Source organism: Paenibacillus rhizoryzae, from assembly GCF_059686995.1.
In genome coordinates this window covers 37732-57094 of record NZ_JCAALT010000018.1, presented here as the reverse complement: position 1 = coordinate 57094, position 19363 = coordinate 37732, and the positions used below count along the sequence as shown (strand labels likewise).

Sequence of the window (19363 nt, the reverse complement as noted above, 5' to 3'; positions counted from 1 at the left end):
GTTCGAGGTGGAAGTGCAGCAATGCATGCAGCTGACGAATACTAATCGGTCGAGGGCTTATCCTACGAACATTCGCTCGGATGTTCAACTTCGGATCAAGATCAGCTAAATAAGACCTTCGCAAAGGTTCGTATCCAGTTTTCAGGGCGTAAGTTAACCTGATTATTGCGGCTGCCTCAGCCGTGATGGACAAGCAGTACTTTGAGGCAATTGTGTGGCGGTGTAGCTCAGCTGGCTAGAGCATTCGGTTCATACCCGGAGGGTCGGGGGTTCGAGTCCCTTCGCCGCTACCACACCTATATGGAGGCTTAGCTCAGCTGGGAGAGCATCTGCCTTACAAGCAGAGGGTCGGCGGTTCGATCCCGTCAGCCTCCACCATAATTTTTAAATGCGGAGCCGTGGTGTAGTGGCCCAACATGCCTGCCTGTCACGCAGGAGACCGCGGGTTCGAATCCCGTCGGCTCCGCCATTTAACTAAACTGTAAGGCTCGGTAGCTCAGTCGGTAGAGCAGAGGACTGAAAATCCTCGTGTCGGCGGTTCGATTCCGTCCCGAGCCACCATTTTCTTGTGGAGGGCTAGCGAAGTGGCCAAACGCGGGAGACTGTAAATCTCTTCCTCACGGTTCGGTGGTTCGAATCCATCGCCCTCCACCATTCCTTTAAAGTAAGAGCCATTAGCTCAGTTGGTAGAGCACCTGACTTTTAATCAGGGTGTCGTAGGTTCGAGTCCTACATGGCTCACCATTTCATAAACCATTCACCTGTAGGTCATTGACCTGCAGGTTTTTTTGTTGTTTTCTGCACAATATTACATGGGAAGTCAGAGTATTTCATACTGCTGCGGGTAAACTGAACACAAAGGGCTGTTCAGGGGGTACAAACAGAGATGAGATACGTATTAGCTGCCGTGCTTTGTTTTGCGATTGTTGCTGTATTGGTGCCGATTCTGAGGAAATACGCGATTCGTATGGGATTTGTAGACAAGCCATCTTCGCGTAAAATCCACCGTACCCCCATTCCGCTGATGGGCGGGGCTGCGCTTTATGCCGGGATCGTAATAACCTTGTTTATATTCCAAGGGGCAACCCCGCTAAGCATGACGATCAGTATTGGGGGCTTGATTCTCGTCATCATTGGTTTAGCGGATGATGCGGCGAAAGCGAATGGAGCAGAATTCCCGGTATGGCCACGGGTACTGGTTTATTTGGCTGCGGCGATCCTGCCGTTGTTCTTTGGGATTCGAATCGAGGGACTGTCGAGCCCGAACGGCTTGATTCATTTTCCGACATGGCTCGGCATAATAAGTTCAATAATATGGGTGTTTGCCCTGATCAATATGATTAATTTCATTGACGGTGTGGATGGACTTGCTTCAGGTGTTTCGACATTATCTTCATTAACTTTATTTATAGCCGCGCTGTTGAAGCATCAGCCATCGACTGCAATGCTCGCCGTTATTCTGGTTGGAGCCTGTTTGGCGTTTCTGATCTATAATTTCTATCCGGCAAGAATCTTCATGGGGGATGCCGGCGCGGCCTTCCTCGGCTATGCACTTGCTGTTACTGCGGTCGATGGTGCTTTCAAGAGCGCTACGCTTGTCACCGTAGCTGTACCACTGCTTGCGCTTGGCGTGCCTATTCTGGATACGGCAGTCGTCATGCTCCGCAGACTGCTTTCCGGCAAAGGGCTACATCGTGCAGACAAGCTGCATACTCACCATGTGTTGATGCGCTGGGGGTTAACCCAGATTCAAACCGTATCCTTTATCTACCTTATTGCGGCGCTTTTCTCCTTATTATCCATTGTTCTACTGCTTGCCCTAAGCTGAAATAGATCCCAATCTATGGTACAATGTCCCAAGAAGAAACAGCTTTCGCCATCAACATATGGTGGTGATATCCATTTCTTCCTAGAATATATAAGCGAAGGATGATCAGTACTTATACTTCCTTATATAATAAAGCGCATTTTTGCGTGGATAGGATAGGGGCAAGCCGATGAGTGAAGCAAAATGGATAGCGCAATTGCAAACTGTTCTGGATTGCCCGGTCCGAGAGCATCAATTGCCAATGCAAGATTGGAGAATGCTGGCCGAAGATCGGACAAGCACAGAAGAGCAATCATCACTTAAAAATAATACGGTTTCCATTGGCGATTATGTCCATGGCACCGAAGGTACCGTTTGGTTCGTCATGAATGTTAATTTGCATACGGTCGATCTGCTTGAAATCGAGCGGAGTCAGCTGTCTGAGAAAGAACAGCGTCTTATCAGCTGGACGTTATCCGAAATGCTTGCCGTACGCTCTAAGAGCTACGAGGGCGTTACGGAATCTGAGCGTTATGCGCGAGAACTCGGTGCTTGGATTGATGAGCAGCTGGACTCCGCTGAGCCGAAGCATTCGCTGCCTGAACGACTAATTGCACGCGGAAGATTATTCTCTTCCATGATTCCATTCATGCTCGTCTGTGAGCAGGCCGAATCCGGGCGCTCAAACTACAGCGAATTGGAGAAGCTGCTGCGTACGTTCCTAGCGGAAGAGGTCATTATCATTCCGCTTAAGGAGCAGGAGTGGCTTGTACTGGGTCCGGTTTCGCTTATCCACGAAGCCCAGTCTGAAGAACGCGATGATGAAGAAGAGGAATCCGTCGAGGAAAGCTTGGCTTCCATCGTCAATGGTTTGAATGAAATGCTGACCAGCGAGTGGATGGGGGAGTGCCATCTTGCTGTTTCTCAGCCGATCTCTCCTGCTAATTCATTAGTTGGAACGACTGCACTGCTGCGTGAAACTGTTCACCTTGGGAGAACATTTCATATCGGATCCAATATTCATTTGCCATGGCTGCTTCATTTAGAGCGTCTGCTAAACACCATTCCTGAAACGCACCGTCTTAAGTTTGTAGAGCAAGCGTTGAAGCGTACGGATGCTTTTCTAGACCCGGAGATCTTAACGACGTTGGAAACCTTCTTCAGTCTAGACTGCAATGTAAGCGAAACCGCGAAGAAACTCTATATTCATCGGAATACACTTCTGTACAGACTCGATAAGCTAAAACAGGAGACAGAACTCGATGTTCGGCAGTTCCGTGATGCGGTATTAGTCAAAATTATTTTACTATTGTATAAAGTGACGAAAAGGTCGTAGTTTTTTTGTAAAGTATGTGCATAGTCATTAGGACAGCACTGATATACACTAAGGTTATTGAATTACACTATTTCTTTTAGGGGGAAATACAATGGCTGGTGTACGCTTAGAGCACGTTTACAAAAAATACGCGGGAACTGATCTCGCTTCCGTAAAAGATTTCAACCTCGACATTAAAGACAAAGAATTTTTGGTTCTTGTCGGTCCATCGGGTTGCGGTAAATCCACAACACTTCGGATGATCGCAGGTCTGGAAGAAATCTCCGAGGGTAAACTGTTCATCGGCGAGCGTCTTGTTAATGACGTTGCCCCTAAAGACCGCGACATCGCGATGGTATTCCAATCCTACGCTTTGTACCCACACATGAACGTATACCAAAACATGGCTTTTGGTCTTAAACTTCGTAAATTCAAAAAAGCGGAAATCGACAAACGTGTTCGTGAAGCCGCTAAAATTCTTGATATCGAGCATTTGCTTGACCGTAAACCAAAAGCATTGTCCGGTGGTCAACGTCAGCGTGTTGCCCTAGGCCGCGCAATCGTTCGTGAACCACAAGTATTCTTGATGGATGAGCCGCTTTCTAACTTGGATGCTAAACTTCGTGGTCAAATGCGCGCGGAGATCTCCAAACTGGCTAAACGTCTTGAAACAACTGTTATCTACGTAACGCATGACCAAATCGAGGCAATGACAATGGGTGACCGTATCGTCGTTATGAAAGACGGTATCATTCAACAAGCTGCTTCCCCGGAAGAGCTGTACAACCACCCAGTTAACATTTTCGTAGCAGGCTTTATCGGCGCTCCTTCGATGAACTTCATCACGGGTACGCTTAGCGAAGCTAACGGTGCAATTCGTTTCAAATCGACTGGTATCGACGTTCTTGTTCCAGACGGCAAAGCACAACAATTGAAAGATAAAGGCCTTCTTGGTAAAGAAATCATCCTTGGTATTCGTCCTGAGGATCTTCACGAAGAGCCTGTGTTCCACGAAGCTTCCCCGCAAACAATCGTGAACGCTCACGTTGAAGTTGCTGAGAACCTTGGTCACGAAATGTTCTTGTACCTGAACGGTCTTGGCAAAGACACAGTTATCGCTCGTGTTGACGGCCGCTCCGGCGTTAAAGAAGGTACAAACGTGAAGCTTGCTCTTGATATGAACAAAGTTCATGTCTTCGACAAAGAGAGCGAACTGAATGTATTTGAAGTATAAGATAAGGCGCTGAGCCTTTACTGACAACCGCCCGAATTATCGGGCGGTTGTTTTTATTTGTTATTTCCGATACGATAACGATATCTGGTTAATTAATCTAACAACTCGTAGCTGGCTGCGATTTTGAGGAGGCCGAAATAGTGGCTAAGAAAGTGAAAGTGTCCGATCTGGTAAGTCAATTTCAGCTCGAAATACTAAGTGGAGAAGACGGACTCCGCCGCAGCATTACGCTAGACGATTTATCACGCCCAGGCCTTGAGGTAGCAGGTTATTTCGACTACTATCCGAAGGAACGCGTACAAATTCTGGGGAAAACCGAAATTACGTTTATGGACACGCTTAGCAAACAAGAACGGGTAGATCGCATGGAACGTCTATGCGATGATGAAACGCCATGTTTCATTATCACTCGTGGGATGGAGGCGCCGGCTGAGCTGCTCGAGCAATCGAATTTGAAGCAAATTCCGGTACTTCGCAGCAACGCGGCTACGACGATATTTTTAAGCCGAATTACCAACTTCCTTGAACGGAAATTGGCACCATCGGCTACTATTCATGGTGTTCTTGTCGATGTCTATGGCGTCGGTATGCTCATAACGGGCGGCAGCGGGATTGGTAAGAGCGAGACAGCACTTGAGCTCGTGAAGCGAAGCCATCGCCTTGTAGCGGATGATGCTGTTGAAATTCGTCAAACCTCCGATGGACAATTACATGGTACGGCACCTGAACTTATTCGCCATTTACTTGAAATTCGCGGTCTGGGTATTATCAATGTCATGACGCTGTTCGGCGCGGGCGCTGTTCGCAACATGAAGAGGATCAGTGTAGTTATCAAGCTCGAGAACTGGCAAGCGGACAAGCAGTATGACAGACTCGGCTTGGATGAGGAAACAACGAGAATTATCGATACGGATGTACCGATCGTTACAGTGCCGGTTCGTCCGGGCCGAAACTTAGCGGTTATTATCGAAGTGGCTGCGATGAACTTCAGGTTGAAACGGATGGGCTACAATGCGGCGCTGCAGTTTACGAACAAGCTGACAGAAACCATTGCCGAGGATTCCGATGATTTTGATTGATTCCGATGGATCCAAATGATCATGATGATTTAATTTCGAAAATGGAGAGAGAAGGAGCCGTTGACGCATGTATGGATTACGTTTAGATCCGATTGCTTTTTCGCTGGGCCCTATTACTGTGCATTGGTACGGTATTATCTTGGGTACGGCAGCGCTTGTGGGATTGCTGCTTGCAGTTCGTGAAGGTAAACGATTCGGGTTATCGCCGGATTTCTTCATGGATTTACTGCTGCTTGGTGTACCGTCTGCTATTCTAGGCGCGCGGATCTATTTTGTGGCGTTCAAGTGGGATGAGTATAAGGGCAATCTGCTTGATTTCTTCAAGATTTGGAATGGCGGTATTGCGATATTTGGAGCGCTCATAGGCGCTTTCATATGCGGTATTATTTATTTCCGATATAAGGGCTACAGCTTCTGGAGAATCGCGGATATCTGTGCGCCATCGCTTATTGCCGGTCAGATGATTGGGCGTTGGGGAAACTTCGTCAATCAGGAAGCCTATGGCGGACCTGTTGAAGAGAGCTTCCTGCGTGACACGCTTCATTTGCCGAATTGGATCGTAAACGAAATGAATGTGAACGGCGTATTCCACCATCCGACGTTCCTTTACGAATCGCTCTGGAACCTGCTTGTACTTGTAGTGCTGCTTGTCCTTCGCCGTCGTCCGTTCTTGCGGGCAGGCGAACTGCTGATGACTTACTTTATCGGTTACTCCATCGGACGTTTCTTTATTGAAGCGCTGCGTACAGACAGCTTGGCTTTCCATGGCGCTTCGTGGGCGGCTTCCGTTATGAATGCATTATGGTCCCCAATGGGCATTGTTTTCGATCAAGGTTATTTGAATCCTGCAGAAGGAAACATTCGGATTTCGCAGCTGGTTTCGGTATTGCTGATTATCGCAGCGATCGCTATGATCATTGGACGCCGTACTACGGGTGAAGCGAATGTCCGTTATAACGATCCGATTATCAATTACAAAACCGGTTTACCGGCAGGGGCAACACCTGAGAAAAAGGCTGATCGTACGGGATTGGATAAGGAATCCGCCGGCGGTCACGGAGAATCGACATTAAAGGAGTAATTAACAATCGCATGGCAGCAGTAGTGAAAACAATGTTGTTTGACTTAGACGGCACGATTATGGATACGAATGAGCTGATCATTCAGTCGTTCTTGCATTCGCTTAAAGGAATTGTTCCTCCTGAGTTTGATCGGGAGCATATTATACCAAGCATGGGACAGCCGCTTACGATGCAGATGCAGCTGTTCTCAGGCCGTGAAGATGTTACGGACCTCGTTGCAGCTTACCGTGAAATCAATCTTCAGATGCATGATGATTACGTATCGGCATTCCCACAAGTAGTGGAAGTGTTCGCACGGCTTCATGAAGCTGGGATAAAGATCGGAATCGTTACGACCAAAATGAGATTGACGACTGAGCGCGGGTTACGTTATGTAGGCTTATACGATTACGTAGAGCCGGGCGCGATCGTAACGATTGAAGATGTTGAGCATCCGAAGCCGCATCCGGAGCCGGTTCTGAAAGCGTTAGAAGCAATAGGCGCAGATCCGGCGACGACATTGATGGTTGGCGATAGTGTTGTCGACATCGAAGCTGCTGAGGCGGCAGGGGTTATCTCCGTTGGCGTGGCGTGGTCACTGAAGGGTGAAGCGAAGCTGAAGGAAAGCGGTGCGCGTCATGTGATTCATAACATGCGCGAGCTGTACGCATTCGCGGGATTGGAGTAGAGCACCACTTGAGAAACGTTGAGCGTTATCCGGTAGAAGGGCCTAATGCCCTGTGGCAAGTATACCGTACGGTCAGCAGATTTAAGGCCGTACGGAATTTTATCTTCATCCAGATAGCGCGTTATTGTCCCTCATTGCCAGTGAAAAATTGGATTTATCGGCATGTGCTTGGCATGAAAGTAGGGCGCCACTGTGCGTTTGCACTCATGGTAATGGTGGACGTGTTCTTCCCGGAGAAGATCAGTATCGGGGAGAACTCCATCATCGGCTACAACACGACGATATTGACGCATGAGTATTTGATCAAGGAATACCGCCTAGGCGAGGTTCGAATCGGTTCGGGTGTCATGATCGGTGCGAATACTACGATTCTTCCCGGCGTTGTCATCGGAGACGGTGCGGTTATCGCGGCTGGATCGGTTGTTCATAAGGATGTGCCGCCCGGAGCTTTCGTTGGTGGCAATCCGATTGCGGTTATACGCAGTGGGATGGATCAAGGTACATAATGGCACTCTTTGCGGGTCAGAAACGGAGAGCGATGCTCTCCGTTTTTTCTATATCTACAGGCTTCGGCAGTTGGATACAACCGGTTGCAGGTGTATTGACGAATAGGGGGACGCGTGTTATTATTACGACTAATCCTTTATTTTGGCAGTATGGTAATATGGTAACACGTTAACTAACTAAAGCATTGTGGGTGAAAATAGAATGTCTAAACCGAAGGTATTTGAGAAGCCGATTGGCGTAAAAGATTATTTGCCTCATGCCGTCACGAAGCTGAGACAAATTGAGAATCAAGTGCTTGCCTGCATGAGCTCTTGGGGATATGAACAAATCATGACCCCTACTATGGAATATTACGATACAGTAGGTGTCGCCAGTTCGACCTCCGACCAGAAACTATTCAAGCTGCTTAACAATCGCGGTACGACGTTGGTGCTTCGCTCCGACATGACGGCGCCGATTGCACGTGTCGTTAGTTCCGTATTGAAGGATGCGCAGTTCCCAGTGCGTCTCTCCTATCATTCCAATGTGTTCCGGGCGATTGAAGAGGAAGCCGGCCGTGAGGCGGAATTCTTCCAAACCGGCGTTGAGCTTGTCGGAGACGCTTCCCCTGAGGCGGATGCCGAAGTGGTCGCGCTTGCGATCGCATCGCTTAAAGCAGCAGGCGTGAACCGTTTCAAGATAGCCATCGGGCATGTTGGCTTCCTGAACGGACTGTTCGAGGAAGCATTGCCGGGGCAGGCGGCTGCTCAAGAAGAGCTGAAGGCTTATTTGCTCGGGCGGGATTATGTCGGGTACCGCGAGGGCCTGCGGAAGCTGACGCTGCCTGATGCGATGCGCAGCGAGCTCGAAGGCATTACCCGTTTGCGCGGTGGGCAGGAGATTTGCAGCCAAGCGATGGCGCTTAGCCTCGATCAGACGGCGCAGGCTTCGATTCAGCATCTCTGCGAGATGTGGGATGTGCTTGAGGCGTATGGCGTGTGCGAGCATGTGTTGATTGATTTAACGATGATTGGCGATTTTAAATACTACACCGGCATGACGTTCGAAGGCTATGCGGCGGATCTTGGATTCCCGGTAGCGAGCGGCGGCCGCTATGATAACTTATTGAAACAGTTTGGTCGTCCTGCGCCTGCAACAGGTTTTGCGCTTAAGACCACTCGAATTCTGGAGCTAATCGGGGACCATGCAAGCGAAGCGAGAACGGAGCGCGTACTGATTGGCTATGACGCTGCCGGTCGTGCTGCGGCGCTCAATAAAGCGCGTGAACTGCGTGAAGAAGCAGAAACGGTTAGCAGCGGGAACAGTGGCGATGCGATTATAGTGGTGACGGAGAAAATGGACGGGGCTGATGCTCAGCAGGCAGTGCTAGCTGCATCGGATTCGGTCGACGGACAGGTGAACTACAAAGGCGTCACGTTTACGAAGCTGTTGACGTTCTTCGGCGGCGCACAGGGAGGGACTTCAAGATGAGCAACGGTATATACACCGGCGAAACATCGGGACGCGAGCTGCTCAAGGTCGCGATGCCGAAGGGGCGTATCTATAAAGTGGCATCGAATCTGTTTCGGGAAGCAGGCGTGCCGATCCCAAGTGATTTTGACGACACGCGGAAGCTTATTATCGAACTGCCGGAGCTGGGCATGTCCTTCATCATGGCGAAACCCGTCGATGTACCGACCTATGTCGAGTACGGCGTCGCGGATATCGGCATCGTAGGCAAGGATGTGCTCATGGAAGAAAATAAAGACGTCTATGAACTGCTTGATCTTGGTATCGCCAAATGCCGCATGTCCGTTATCGGACTGCCGGATTGGAAGCCGGTCATTCAGCCTCGTGTGGCGACGAAGTATCCGAATGTGGCCTCGCAATATTTTCGCGAATTGGGGCAGCAAGTGGAAGTGATCAAGCTGAACGGCTCTATTGAGCTGGCGCCGCTGATTGGGCTTGCTGACCGTATAGTCGATATGGTCGAGACGGGGCAAACGCTTCGCGAGAACGGACTCGTGGAGATGGAGACGATTTTTGGCATTACAAGCCGGTTGATTGCCAACCGTGTAAGCTACCGGATGAAAAATGATGCGATTCAAAGCCTGTGTGATAAGCTGCAGACTGCGATTGCGGCTAAAGCAGGCGTATAGATAGCGAAAAAGAGCGGCCGCTAAGCATAAGCTAGGCGCTTATGAGGCGGTGAAGTGAAAAGGAGCGGGTGGCGTTATGCGGAAGCTGCGTGCGGAGCAGTTTGGATTAACACGTAAGGTGGACTACGGCTCACCGGAGCAAAATGAATCGGTACGTCAAATCGTAGATGCGGTACACACCGAAGGAGATGCGGCTTTGCTGCGTTATACAGAGCAGCATGACCGCGTAAAGCTGGATGAGTCGCAGCTGCGTGTCACGGAGAACGAGATACAAGCCGCTTATGATCGCGTGGATGAGGGCTTTCTGACGGCGATTCGTGAAGCGGCGGCGAACATTCGGAAGTTCCATGAGAAGCAAATGCGCCAATCATGGGTAGATGTACAGCCGGACGGCACGATGCTGGGACAATTGCTTAGACCGCTCAAGCGTGTAGGCGTCTATGTCCCAGGCGGGAAAGCAGCTTATCCTTCTTCGGTGCTCATGAACGTCATTCCGGCACAGGTTGCCGGTGTACCGGAAATCGTGATGGTGACGCCTCCGGCAACGGGCGGTAAAGCAGGAATCGATCCTTATATTCTTGTAGCGGCTGCAGAAGCGGGCGTGAAAGAGATGTACCGCGTTGGCGGTGCGCAGGCGATAGCGGCACTGGCTTATGGCACAGCGACGATTCCGCCGGTTGATAAAATTTGCGGACCGGGCAACATCTACGTAGCTCTCGCAAAGCGTTCGGTATATGGCGTTGTCGCGATCGATAGCATCGCCGGACCGAGCGAGATCGTTGTATTGGCCGATGAGACGGCCGACCCGGCTTATGTGGCCGCGGATCTGCTGTCGCAGGCCGAGCATGATGAGATGGCGTCTGCGATTCTTGTGACGACATCGGAAGCACTTGGCGATGCAGTCGCTATTGAAGTTGAGCGGCAGCTGGCGCTGCTTCCCCGCGAAGGCACAGCTAGGCAGTCTATTGACGGCTACGGCGCCATTCTGATCGCCGAAACGATGACTGAAGCGATCGACGCGGTGAACCGTATGGCGCCTGAGCATTTGGAAATTATGACGGCAGAGCCGATGGCGCTGCTCGGCCGGATCGAGAACGCCGGTGCGATCTTCGTCGGACCGTACAGCTCGGAGCCGGTCGGCGATTATTATGCCGGTCCGAATCATATTTTGCCAACGAACGGCACGGCTCGATTCTCGTCTCCCGTGAATGTGGATGACTTCGTGAAGAAGTCTAGCTTGATTTACTATAGCAAGGATGCGCTGCTCGCTAATGGCGATAACATTATGACGCTTGCCCGGCATGAAGGGCTTGAGGCGCACGCCAGGGCGATCGAAATTCGACTCGAGCGGGAGCGTAACGCTTAATCTAGTCATTCGTGATGAACATCATCGTCAAAAATATAGGGTAGAGCGGAAAGAAGGATGAGTGCTACATGGCAGAGAACCTCGCAGTCCGCGCGGCTGAAGTTGCGCGTAAGACGAATGAAACGGACATTAAGCTGGCTTTTGGAGTGGACGGAACCGGGATCTCCAAGATCGATACCGATGTTCCTTTCCTGAACCACATGCTGGATTTATTCACGAAGCACGGTCAATTCGACCTTACCGTGGAAGCGCGCGGCGATGTAGATATTGACGATCACCACACGGTTGAAGACATCGGCATTTGCCTAGGTCAAACGCTTCGCGAAGCACTGGGCGACAAACGCGGCGTTAAGCGTTACGCTTCCGTGTTCGTACCCATGGACGATGCGCTGGCACAGGTTGTCATTGATCTGAGCAACCGACCGGCTTTCGAATATCGCGCGCAGTATCCGTCCCAGCAAGTAGGCAGCTTCCAAGTCGAGCTGGTTCACGAGTTTCTGTGGAAGCTGGCGCTTGAAGCGCGCATGAACCTGCATGTAATCGTTCATTACGGGGTGAATACTCACCATATGATCGAAGCGGTATTCAAGGCGCTTGGCCGTGCGCTGGATGAAGCGACAAGCATTGACCCGCGCGTGCAAGGAGTGCCTTCGACGAAAGGAGTGCTGTAGGATGATCGCGATCATCGATTACGGCATGGGCAATCTGCACAGCGTCAGCAAAGCCGTTGAGCGGCTCGGGTATGAAGCGGTCATTACCGCCGATGCCCAGGTGATCATGGAGGCGGATGGTGCGATTCTGCCGGGAGTTGGCGCTTTCGGCGACGCGATGCAGAATTTGCAGAATACCGGCCTTGAAGAAGTGACGCGCTTCTACGCTGCATCCGGCAAACCGCTGCTAGGCATTTGCCTTGGCATGCAGCTGCTGTTCAGCGAAAGCGAGGAGTACGGACAGCATCAAGGCTTGGGGCTGCTCCCCGGCAACGTCATCCGCTTCCGCGGCGACTTCAAGGTGCCGCATATGGGCTGGAACAAGTTGTCGTTTAAGCAGCAGGAAAGTCCATTGTTTAAAGGGCTTGAGGAGGGACATGTGTACTTCGTCCATTCCTTCCATGCGAAGCCGCAGCGCGGCGATGATCTGCTCGCCATTACCGACTATAACGGTCCGGTGACCGCCATTGTCGGCAGAGGCAATGTGTACGGTATGCAATTCCATCCGGAGAAAAGCGGCGAGCTCGGCATGAGCCTGCTGCGGAATTTCCTCGCGTTGACGACGGAATCTAGAGAAACCGCTCGATAGATGCGAGTGGTGTTCTACATATCAAGCTAGAAGGGAGGCGGTATTCGGATGCTGGCTAAACGTATTATTCCATGTCTGGACGTGAAGGACGGCCGGGTCGTGAAAGGCGTCAACTTTGTCAACTTGCGCGATGCAGGCGATCCCGTGGAGCTTGCGGCAATTTACGACAAGGAAGGCGCGGACGAGCTTGTTTTCCTTGATATCTCCGCTTCGGTTGAAGGCAGAGCGACAATGATCGAGGTCGTCAAACGAACGGCCGGAGAAATTACGATCCCGTTTACGGTAGGTGGAGGCATCTCTCACGTCGATGATATGAAGCGGCTGCTTCGTGCCGGCGCCGATAAGATCGGCATCAATACGGCAGCGGTCAAGAATCCGTCGCTTGTGAAGGATGGCGCGCGCAAATTCGGTTCGCAGTGTATCGTCGTTGCAATCGATGCCAAGTTCAACCCGGCTTGGGGCGAATGGGAAGTGTACACGCACGGCGGCCGTACAGCGACCGGTATTAAGGCGCTTGCTTGGGTGAAGGAAGTGGAGTCGCTTGGAGCGGGAGAAATTTTGCTCACGAGTATGGATGCGGACGGAACGAAGGACGGCTTCGATATTAAGCTGACACAAGCGGTATCGCAGTCGATCAGTATTCCGGTTATCGCATCCGGCGGTGCGGGCAAGGTGGAGCATTTCTACGATGTATTTCAGCAGGGTCATGCGGATGCGGGTCTTGCGGCAACGATTTTTCATTATAAAGAATTGACGATCCGCGATGTGAAGGATGACTTGCGGCTGAAAGGAGTCGAGATCAGATGAGTACTGGACAAGGAAATGAAACAGTTGCTGCAGCGATTAAATGGAACGAGGCTGGCCTCGTGCCGGCAATCGTGCAGGATGCTAACAGCAAAGAAGTTCTCATGATGGCTTATATGAATGAGGAATCGCTTGGTCGTTCAATCGCAACGGGCGAGACCTGGTTCTGGAGCCGTTCGCGCAATGAATTGTGGCATAAGGGAGCGACAAGCGGCCATACGCAGCGAATCGTCTCGATGCACTATGATTGCGACGGCGACACACTCTTGCTTCGTGTTGAGCAGACCGGACCGGCTTGCCACACAGGCTCGTACAGCTGCTTCACGAATGAAGTGAACGGCATTCAAGGTGTGGATGCGAATGCGACAACGCTGACTCGCGACCGTTTCGCCATGCTGAATCAGCTCGAAGCCGTAATCGCGCAGCGTTATACAGAGCGCCCTGAAGGTGCGTATACAACGTATCTGTTCGAGAAGGGCGTCGATAAGATTTTGAAGAAGGTCGGCGAAGAATCGGCAGAGGTCATTATTGCGGCCAAGAACAAAGACAATGATGAGCTCCGCTGTGAAACGAGCGATCTGATCTTCCACTTGATGGTGCTGCTCCGCGAGCGCGGCTTGTCCTTGGATGAGGTCATGGCTGAGCTTGGCCGCCGTCACAACAAATCCAAGCAGCCGAAGTAAATTAAGCCGCAGCTGCTAATATGAGGAACCGAGCCTGATTGCCAGTGCTCGGTTCTACGACGTTTTGCCATAAAACGTTCATAAATCGGGACAAACCGCGCTAGATGTTGAAAGACGCCGAGAACGCGCAATTGTAGCGGATAATGGGTCTTTTTGCGCATTTGATCGTTTTTTGAAATATTACGATTTCCATGTATAATGAAGGGTGTCGAATCAAGCGGTGTTTTTGATGCATGTAAATAAAAAGTGGTCTAATCGCTCAGGAGGGTATTATGTTGTTTAGCGACAAGCTGCGTATTTTCTCGGGGTCCTCGAATCCCAAACTTGCGGAACGGATCTGCGAGAATCTAGGTATGGAGCTCGGTAAAATCAAAGTGTCTCGTTTCAAAAGCGGTGAAATTTATGTTCACTACGAGGAAACGATCCGTAATTGTGATGTATTCCTTGTACAGTCGTTCTCACATCCGATCAATGATCATTTTGTCGAATTGCTCGTCATGATCGATGCGGCGAAGCGTGCTTCCGCGCGTACCGTCAACATCATTGTGCCGTACTACGGTTATGCACGCCAAGAGCGCAAAGCTGCTCCGCGTGAACCGATCTCGGCTAAAATGCTTGCGGACGTACTGACGACCGTTGGTGCAAACCGCGTTATTACGATTGATCTGCACGCACCGGCGATCCAGGGCTTCTTCAATATCCCAGTGGATCATCTGACGGGTCTTGATCTAATCAGTGATTACTTGAAATCGAAGAACATTAAGAATCCGATTGTAGTATCTCCGGATGCGGGCCGTGCCTCAACTGCTGAGAAGCTGGCTAACTATCTGGATGCTCCGTTTGCGATTATGATTAAGAAACGTCCGGCACACAATGAATCCGTTATTACCCATGTTATCGGTGATGTTGAAGGCCAGACTCCAATAATCATCGAGGACTTGATTGATACGGGCACAACAATCGTCAACGTTGTGGAAGGTCTCAAAGAACGCGGCGCTGAAGATGTGTACGTGTGTGCAACGCACCCGCTCTTCTCCGGCCCTGCAGTGCAGCGATTAGACCATCCGAATATTAAAGAAGTCGTGGTAACGGACTCTATTGCGCTGCCGGATAACTGTTCCGACCGCTTCACAGTATTGTCTGTAGCGCCAATCTTAGCCGAAACGACTCGCATTATTATCGAGGGCGGCTCCATCAGCACGCTCTTCAAGAATGCCGGAATCTAGGCGACATACGGCCTGTACGTAAGGCCAAACTCCGAAATCGCGGGCGAATGCCCGCGATTTCCCACATATTCTTTCGTGTAAGGATAGGCCGCGCTATGGTATAATCGTAGAATATTTGTTTGTACCGGGGAGGTGCCTTTTGTTATGAAAGAAAAGAAAATTGCGGTAGCCAGCCACAGCACGAAAGTCATTCCGATTCAATGGGACGCAACGTTCTTCTTCGAGCGAGCGGTTCGGTCGATGGATCGTTATCATTATGACAAGGCACTGAAGTATTTCCGCCGCGCGGCCGAGTATGAACCGGATAACCCGGTGAATCATTGCAATATGGCCGGCATTTTGTCAGAAATGGGCAATTACGAGGAATCGAATCGAATCTTGTCGTCGATTGTGAACGAGCTCGATCCGGAGATGACGGAATGCCATTTCTATATGGCGAACAACTTCGCCAACATGGAGAATTACGAAGCAGCTGAGGATTCACTCGTGCGCTACCTGGAGGAAGATCCCGAGGGTCAGTTTCTCGATGAAGCCGAAGAGATGATGGAGCTGCTCCAATTCGAATTGGAGCGCCCGATGAAGCTGGCGTATATTAAGGCTCGCGAAGGATTCTTCGAGCATGACCGCGCGAGGTCCATGCTGGAAGAAGGCAAGTTTGTCGAAGCGGTGCGACTGCTGGAGAGCATTGTCGAGAAGAACGGCGAATTTCTCGCGGCTCGCAACAATCTAGCGCTAGCTTATTACTATATGGGGATTTTCGACAAAGCGATGGTCACCATTCATCAGGTGCTGGACATTGAACCAGGCAATTTGCATGCATTATGCAACCTGGCGATCTTCCACCAGCATGCCGGTGACCAGGAGCAGTTGAAACCGCTCGTGGAGATGCTATGCAGAACCGTGCCATTCCATCAGGAGCATGTGTTTAAGCTGGCTACCACAATGGGTATTCTAGGGGAACACGGCGAGGCCTATCGTCACTTCATTCGTCTTCTGAAGGACAATGCGCTGAAGTCGGATCCGTGTCTATACCATTATGCAGCCGTTGCGGCCTGCAATATGGGGCGCTACGAAGAGGCTAAGAAGCTATGGCATCAGGTCAGCAAGCTGGACAGTGAGTCGCATGTACCGGGCTACTATCTGGAACAGCTTTCGCTTATGGAGAAGGGTTTGAATGCGGCGCCTACAAGCTACCATTATCATCTACCCTTCGAAGAGCAGTTTAAGCTGTGGGAGAAATCAACCGAAGCGCTGCCCGATCATATGAAGCGGGATCCGCTCGTTCGTTCTTCCTTCTTCTGGGCGCTGCGCCATGGCGACAGACATACGAAGCTGCAGGTTATCCAAGCTCTTGGTATGATTGCCGACAATGAAGTGAAGGATGCGCTGCGTGATTTCATCGTGGAGCCGCAGGAAGATGACTATTTGAAACGGATTGCGATCTTCGTGCTTCGTTCCATCGGTGTGCATGAGTCCCTTAAAGCGGTGCTTGAAGGGAAAGAAACGGTTATCGAACATAGCCGGATGCCTTCAAGACTTCCGATTTGGGAGGATAAATGGCAGTCGGTCCTTGAAGCAGCACTGATGCGGATGAACAAGCATTATGATCTGGTTCAGCAACATGACCTGTTGACGCTTTGGATTGAGTTTCTTTCGCGGATTTACCCCAATGTGCCGAAGCTTGGAAAAGTGGAGGGCTGGGCTGCAGCGCTCGAGTATTTGACGGCCAAAATGCACCGGAGAGAAATTTCGTACCATGAGGTTTCCCAGCGGTATGGGACGTCGATTGCGACTGTAAGTAAATGCGCCAAACGCATTGATGAAATATGTGGCATTAAAGAAAAAATGAGAATGACATTCCCGGGACTTGCGGAACATCGCGACTAGGGGAGTCCATGTTTAGGAGGTAACAACTGTGCATAAAGCAATTATTATCGGAACAGGCCCCGCAGGGCTGACAGCCGCGATTTACTTGGCTCGTGCGAACATGAACCCGCTTATTATTGAAGGTCCTGAGCCGGGCGGTCAATTGACGACAACGACAGAGGTTGAGAACTTCCCGGGTTTCCCTGAAGGTATCATGGGTCCTGATCTGATGGCCAACATGCGTAAGCAAGCGGAGCGCTTCGGTGCAGAATTCCGTACAGGCTGGGTTAATTCGGTAGACACTTCGAAGCGTCCGTTCACCCTTCAAGTTGAAGGTCAAGGCGAGCTTCAAGCAGAATCCCTTATTATCTCGACAGGGGCTTCGGCTAAATACCTCGGTATTGCTAACGAGCGCGAGAACGTTGGACGCGGCGTAAGCACATGTGCAACTTGCGATGGATTCTTCTTCCGCGGTAAGAAAATTATCGTGGTTGGCGGCGGCGACTCTGCCATGGAAGAAGCTAACTTCTTGACTCGTTTCGCATCGGAGGTTGTACTCGTTCACCGCCGCGCAGAAATGCGCGCATCCAAGATCATGCAGGATCGCGCGCGCGCGAACAGCAAGATCACTTGGTCGCTTGACCGTACACCGCTGGAGGTTGTCGCGAACGACATGGCTGTAACCGGCCTTAAAGTGCGCAACAACCAAACGGGTGAAGAGGAAGTTATCGAAACCAACGGTATCTTCGTTGCAATCGGCCACACGCCGAACACGAAATTCCTTGGCGGCCAGCTGGAAACGGATGAGACAGGCTATCTGATCGTGAAGCCGGGTACATCGGAAACGAACATTCCTGGTATCTTCGCTTGCGGCGATGTACAGGACAATAAGTACCGCCAGGCGATTACAGCTGCGGGAAGCGGTTGTATGGCTGCACTCGATTGCGAGAAATTCCTTGAAGGTCATGCCGTGCATGACTGGAGTCAATCGGTATAATAGCAAGCCGGCAAGCTGCATCAAGAGTGTATCTGCACAAGTGAATGACGTAGGGATGACGCTGTCCGTAGCAACGGACAGCGTCACTTCATGTTAGCGCGGACGGGGCATTTTCATCCTATTTTATTCCATACCATAGACCCGTTAAAGTATTCGTTCTCCGGATTGAAACACGTTGTGCCGTCGAAGGGAAGGCGGCAGTCGTTTCACCTTGACCAGTTGGAAGCGTTCGCTTATAGTTTAGTTGGAACAGAAGTAACCCCAGATCCTTATATTATAGAGGTGGCCTATTATGTCTGAGAAAATAGTCGTTGGTGTAGATATTGGCGGTACAACAATTAAAGTTGGTATTTGCAGTATGGAAGGCGCTTTGTTGCATACGTATGAAGGAGCAACTGAGGTTGAGAAAGGCTCTGACGTCGTTTGCTCGAATATCGCTGATTATGCCAAGCTGATCGTCGAACAGTCCCCATACTCGTGGGAGCAAGTAGAAGGCGTAGGCATCGGTATTGCCGGTTTCCTCGATATCCCGAACGGGATCGTGAAGCAGTCGGTTAATCTGTTCTTTGACCATGTCCCTCTGAAAGCGATCCTTGAAGAGAAGCTTGGTAAAAAGGTACTAGTCAATAATGACGCGAACGTTGCAGCACTGGGCGAAGCATGGGCAGGAGCAGGCCGTAACATTTCGGATTGCGTATGCTACACGCTTGGAACAGGTGTAGGCGGCGGTGTAATTATAAACGGTAAAATCGTAGAAGGCTTCGCAGGTATGGCGGGCGAGCTTGGTCATATTCCAATCGTGCCGGATCTGGAAGCTATTCAATGCGGCTGCGGCAGAATGGGCTGCTTGGAGACGGTATCTTCCGCAACGGGTATTATCCGCATGGCGAAAGATGCTGTCGAACGTGGAGATCGCACTTCGCTTTCGTTCGTTCCGAACATTATGGCGAAGGATGTCGTAGATGCAGCTAAAGCCGGCGATGAAGTAGCAGCACGCATCGTAGCTCGCGCAGCTCATTACTTGGGCAAGTCGATGGCTACCGTAGCGGTTGTTCTTAACCCGCAGCGTTTCATCATCGGCGGCGGCGTATCCAAAGCCGGCGAGTTCCTGTTTGAACAAATTCGCGAAGCTTTCAAGAAGTCAGCTCCTGAAATGGCGCAAGAAGGCGTTGAAATCGTGCCAGCTATTCTTGGTAACGATGCAGGCGTTGTTGGCGCAGCAGGTCTAATTATTCGTGCGTAGAAAGTCATGGTAGACGGTGGGAGGGATTGAGTGTGGAAGCGGGAACAGCG

Annotated in this window: 18 protein-coding genes and 6 tRNA genes; all 24 read left to right on the top strand. The window is 50.7% G+C overall.

From position 1 onward, the window contains the following. Window positions 1-216: 216 nt before the first annotated feature. The 24 genes from AC6ESO_RS29635 (at window position 217) to AC6ESO_RS29520 (ending at window position 19313) form a co-directional block, all read left to right on the top strand. Window positions 217-293: transfer RNA gene (locus AC6ESO_RS29635), tRNA-Met, on the top strand. 9 nt (window positions 294-302) lie between these two features. Continuing rightward, window positions 303-378: transfer RNA gene (locus AC6ESO_RS29630), tRNA-Val, on the top strand. Between the two features lie 14 nt (window positions 379-392). Then, window positions 393-469: transfer RNA gene (locus AC6ESO_RS29625), tRNA-Asp, on the top strand. A gap of 16 nt (window positions 470-485) precedes the next feature. Then, window positions 486-561: transfer RNA gene (locus tag AC6ESO_RS29620), tRNA-Phe, on the top strand. A 9-nt stretch (window positions 562-570) separates the two neighbouring features. Further along, window positions 571-654: transfer RNA gene (locus AC6ESO_RS29615), tRNA-Tyr, on the top strand. 14 nt (window positions 655-668) lie between these two features. Continuing rightward, window positions 669-744, top strand: a tRNA-Lys gene (locus AC6ESO_RS29610). Window positions 745-886: 142 nt separating this feature from the next. Further along, a complete protein-coding gene (locus AC6ESO_RS29605; RefSeq protein WP_494822233.1) occupies window positions 887-1828 on the top strand; it encodes an MraY family glycosyltransferase in 942 nt (313 codons plus the stop codon). A 169-nt stretch (window positions 1829-1997) separates the two neighbouring features. Beyond that, window positions 1998-3143, top strand: a complete 1146-nt coding sequence (locus AC6ESO_RS29600) for a PucR family transcriptional regulator (protein WP_497094476.1) — start codon at window positions 1998-2000, stop codon at window positions 3141-3143. 91 nt (window positions 3144-3234) lie between these two features. After that, window positions 3235-4356, top strand: coding sequence for an ABC transporter ATP-binding protein (locus AC6ESO_RS29595; RefSeq protein WP_091225587.1), 1122 nt, complete (start codon window positions 3235-3237; stop codon window positions 4354-4356). 140 nt (window positions 4357-4496) lie between these two features. Next, the gene (gene hprK / locus AC6ESO_RS29590) at window positions 4497-5435 is read left to right on the top strand and encodes an HPr(Ser) kinase/phosphatase (protein ID WP_497094475.1); all 939 of its coding nucleotides are present in this window, start codon (window positions 4497-4499) and stop codon (window positions 5433-5435) included. 67 nt (window positions 5436-5502) lie between these two features. Next, window positions 5503-6516 (top strand): prolipoprotein diacylglyceryl transferase, encoded by a 1014-nt coding sequence (gene lgt / locus AC6ESO_RS29585; protein WP_497094474.1) that lies wholly within the window; start codon window positions 5503-5505, stop codon window positions 6514-6516. Between the two features lie 11 nt (window positions 6517-6527). Next, window positions 6528-7184 (top strand): pyrophosphatase PpaX, encoded by a 657-nt coding sequence (ppaX, locus tag AC6ESO_RS29580; RefSeq protein WP_497094473.1) that lies wholly within the window; start codon window positions 6528-6530, stop codon window positions 7182-7184. 8 nt (window positions 7185-7192) lie between these two features. Continuing rightward, entirely contained in the window at window positions 7193-7690 is a 498-nt protein-coding gene (locus AC6ESO_RS29575; protein ID WP_497094472.1) for an acyltransferase, read from the top strand. A 202-nt stretch (window positions 7691-7892) separates the two neighbouring features. After that, window positions 7893-9161, top strand: coding sequence for an ATP phosphoribosyltransferase regulatory subunit (locus AC6ESO_RS29570; protein WP_497094471.1), 1269 nt, complete (start codon window positions 7893-7895; stop codon window positions 9159-9161). Further along, on the top strand, window positions 9158-9829 hold the full coding sequence (gene hisG, locus AC6ESO_RS29565) for an ATP phosphoribosyltransferase (RefSeq protein ID WP_497094470.1): 672 nt from the start codon (window positions 9158-9160) through the stop codon (window positions 9827-9829). Before AC6ESO_RS29570 ends, hisG begins: the two co-directional genes overlap by 4 nt. 76 nt (window positions 9830-9905) lie before the next feature. Further along, a complete protein-coding gene (hisD, locus tag AC6ESO_RS29560) occupies window positions 9906-11195 on the top strand; it encodes a histidinol dehydrogenase (protein WP_497094469.1) in 1290 nt (429 codons plus the stop codon). 68 nt (window positions 11196-11263) lie between these two features. After that, window positions 11264-11866 carry an imidazoleglycerol-phosphate dehydratase HisB gene (gene hisB / locus AC6ESO_RS29555; protein ID WP_494822225.1) on the top strand — a complete coding sequence of 201 codons (603 nt, stop codon included), beginning with the start codon at window positions 11264-11266 and terminating at the stop codon, window positions 11864-11866. Between the two features lies 1 nt (window position 11867). Continuing rightward, complete coding sequence (hisH, locus tag AC6ESO_RS29550; protein ID WP_497094468.1) at window positions 11868-12494, top strand: imidazole glycerol phosphate synthase subunit HisH; 627 nt, start codon at window positions 11868-11870, stop codon at window positions 12492-12494. A gap of 48 nt (window positions 12495-12542) precedes the next feature. After that, on the top strand, window positions 12543-13301 hold the full coding sequence (gene hisF / locus AC6ESO_RS29545; RefSeq protein ID WP_497094467.1) for an imidazole glycerol phosphate synthase subunit HisF: 759 nt from the start codon (window positions 12543-12545) through the stop codon (window positions 13299-13301). Beyond that, complete coding sequence (gene hisIE, locus AC6ESO_RS29540; protein WP_497094466.1) at window positions 13298-13981, top strand: bifunctional phosphoribosyl-AMP cyclohydrolase/phosphoribosyl-ATP diphosphatase HisIE; 684 nt, start codon at window positions 13298-13300, stop codon at window positions 13979-13981. Before hisF ends, hisIE begins: the two co-directional genes overlap by 4 nt. A 275-nt stretch (window positions 13982-14256) precedes the next feature. Then, window positions 14257-15207, top strand: a complete 951-nt coding sequence (locus AC6ESO_RS29535; RefSeq protein ID WP_497094478.1) for a ribose-phosphate diphosphokinase — start codon at window positions 14257-14259, stop codon at window positions 15205-15207. Between the two features lie 144 nt (window positions 15208-15351). Next, window positions 15352-17094: a tetratricopeptide repeat protein gene (locus AC6ESO_RS29530; RefSeq protein ID WP_497094465.1), complete on the top strand. Its 1743-nt coding sequence runs from the start codon at window positions 15352-15354 to the stop codon at window positions 17092-17094. A 28-nt stretch (window positions 17095-17122) separates the two neighbouring features. Next, window positions 17123-18070, top strand: coding sequence for a thioredoxin-disulfide reductase (trxB, locus tag AC6ESO_RS29525; RefSeq protein ID WP_497094464.1), 948 nt, complete (start codon window positions 17123-17125; stop codon window positions 18068-18070). A 292-nt stretch (window positions 18071-18362) separates the two neighbouring features. Further along, window positions 18363-19313 carry an ROK family glucokinase gene (locus AC6ESO_RS29520; protein ID WP_494822219.1) on the top strand — a complete coding sequence of 317 codons (951 nt, stop codon included), beginning with the start codon at window positions 18363-18365 and terminating at the stop codon, window positions 19311-19313. The last annotated feature ends 50 nt before the right edge of the window (window positions 19314-19363 follow it).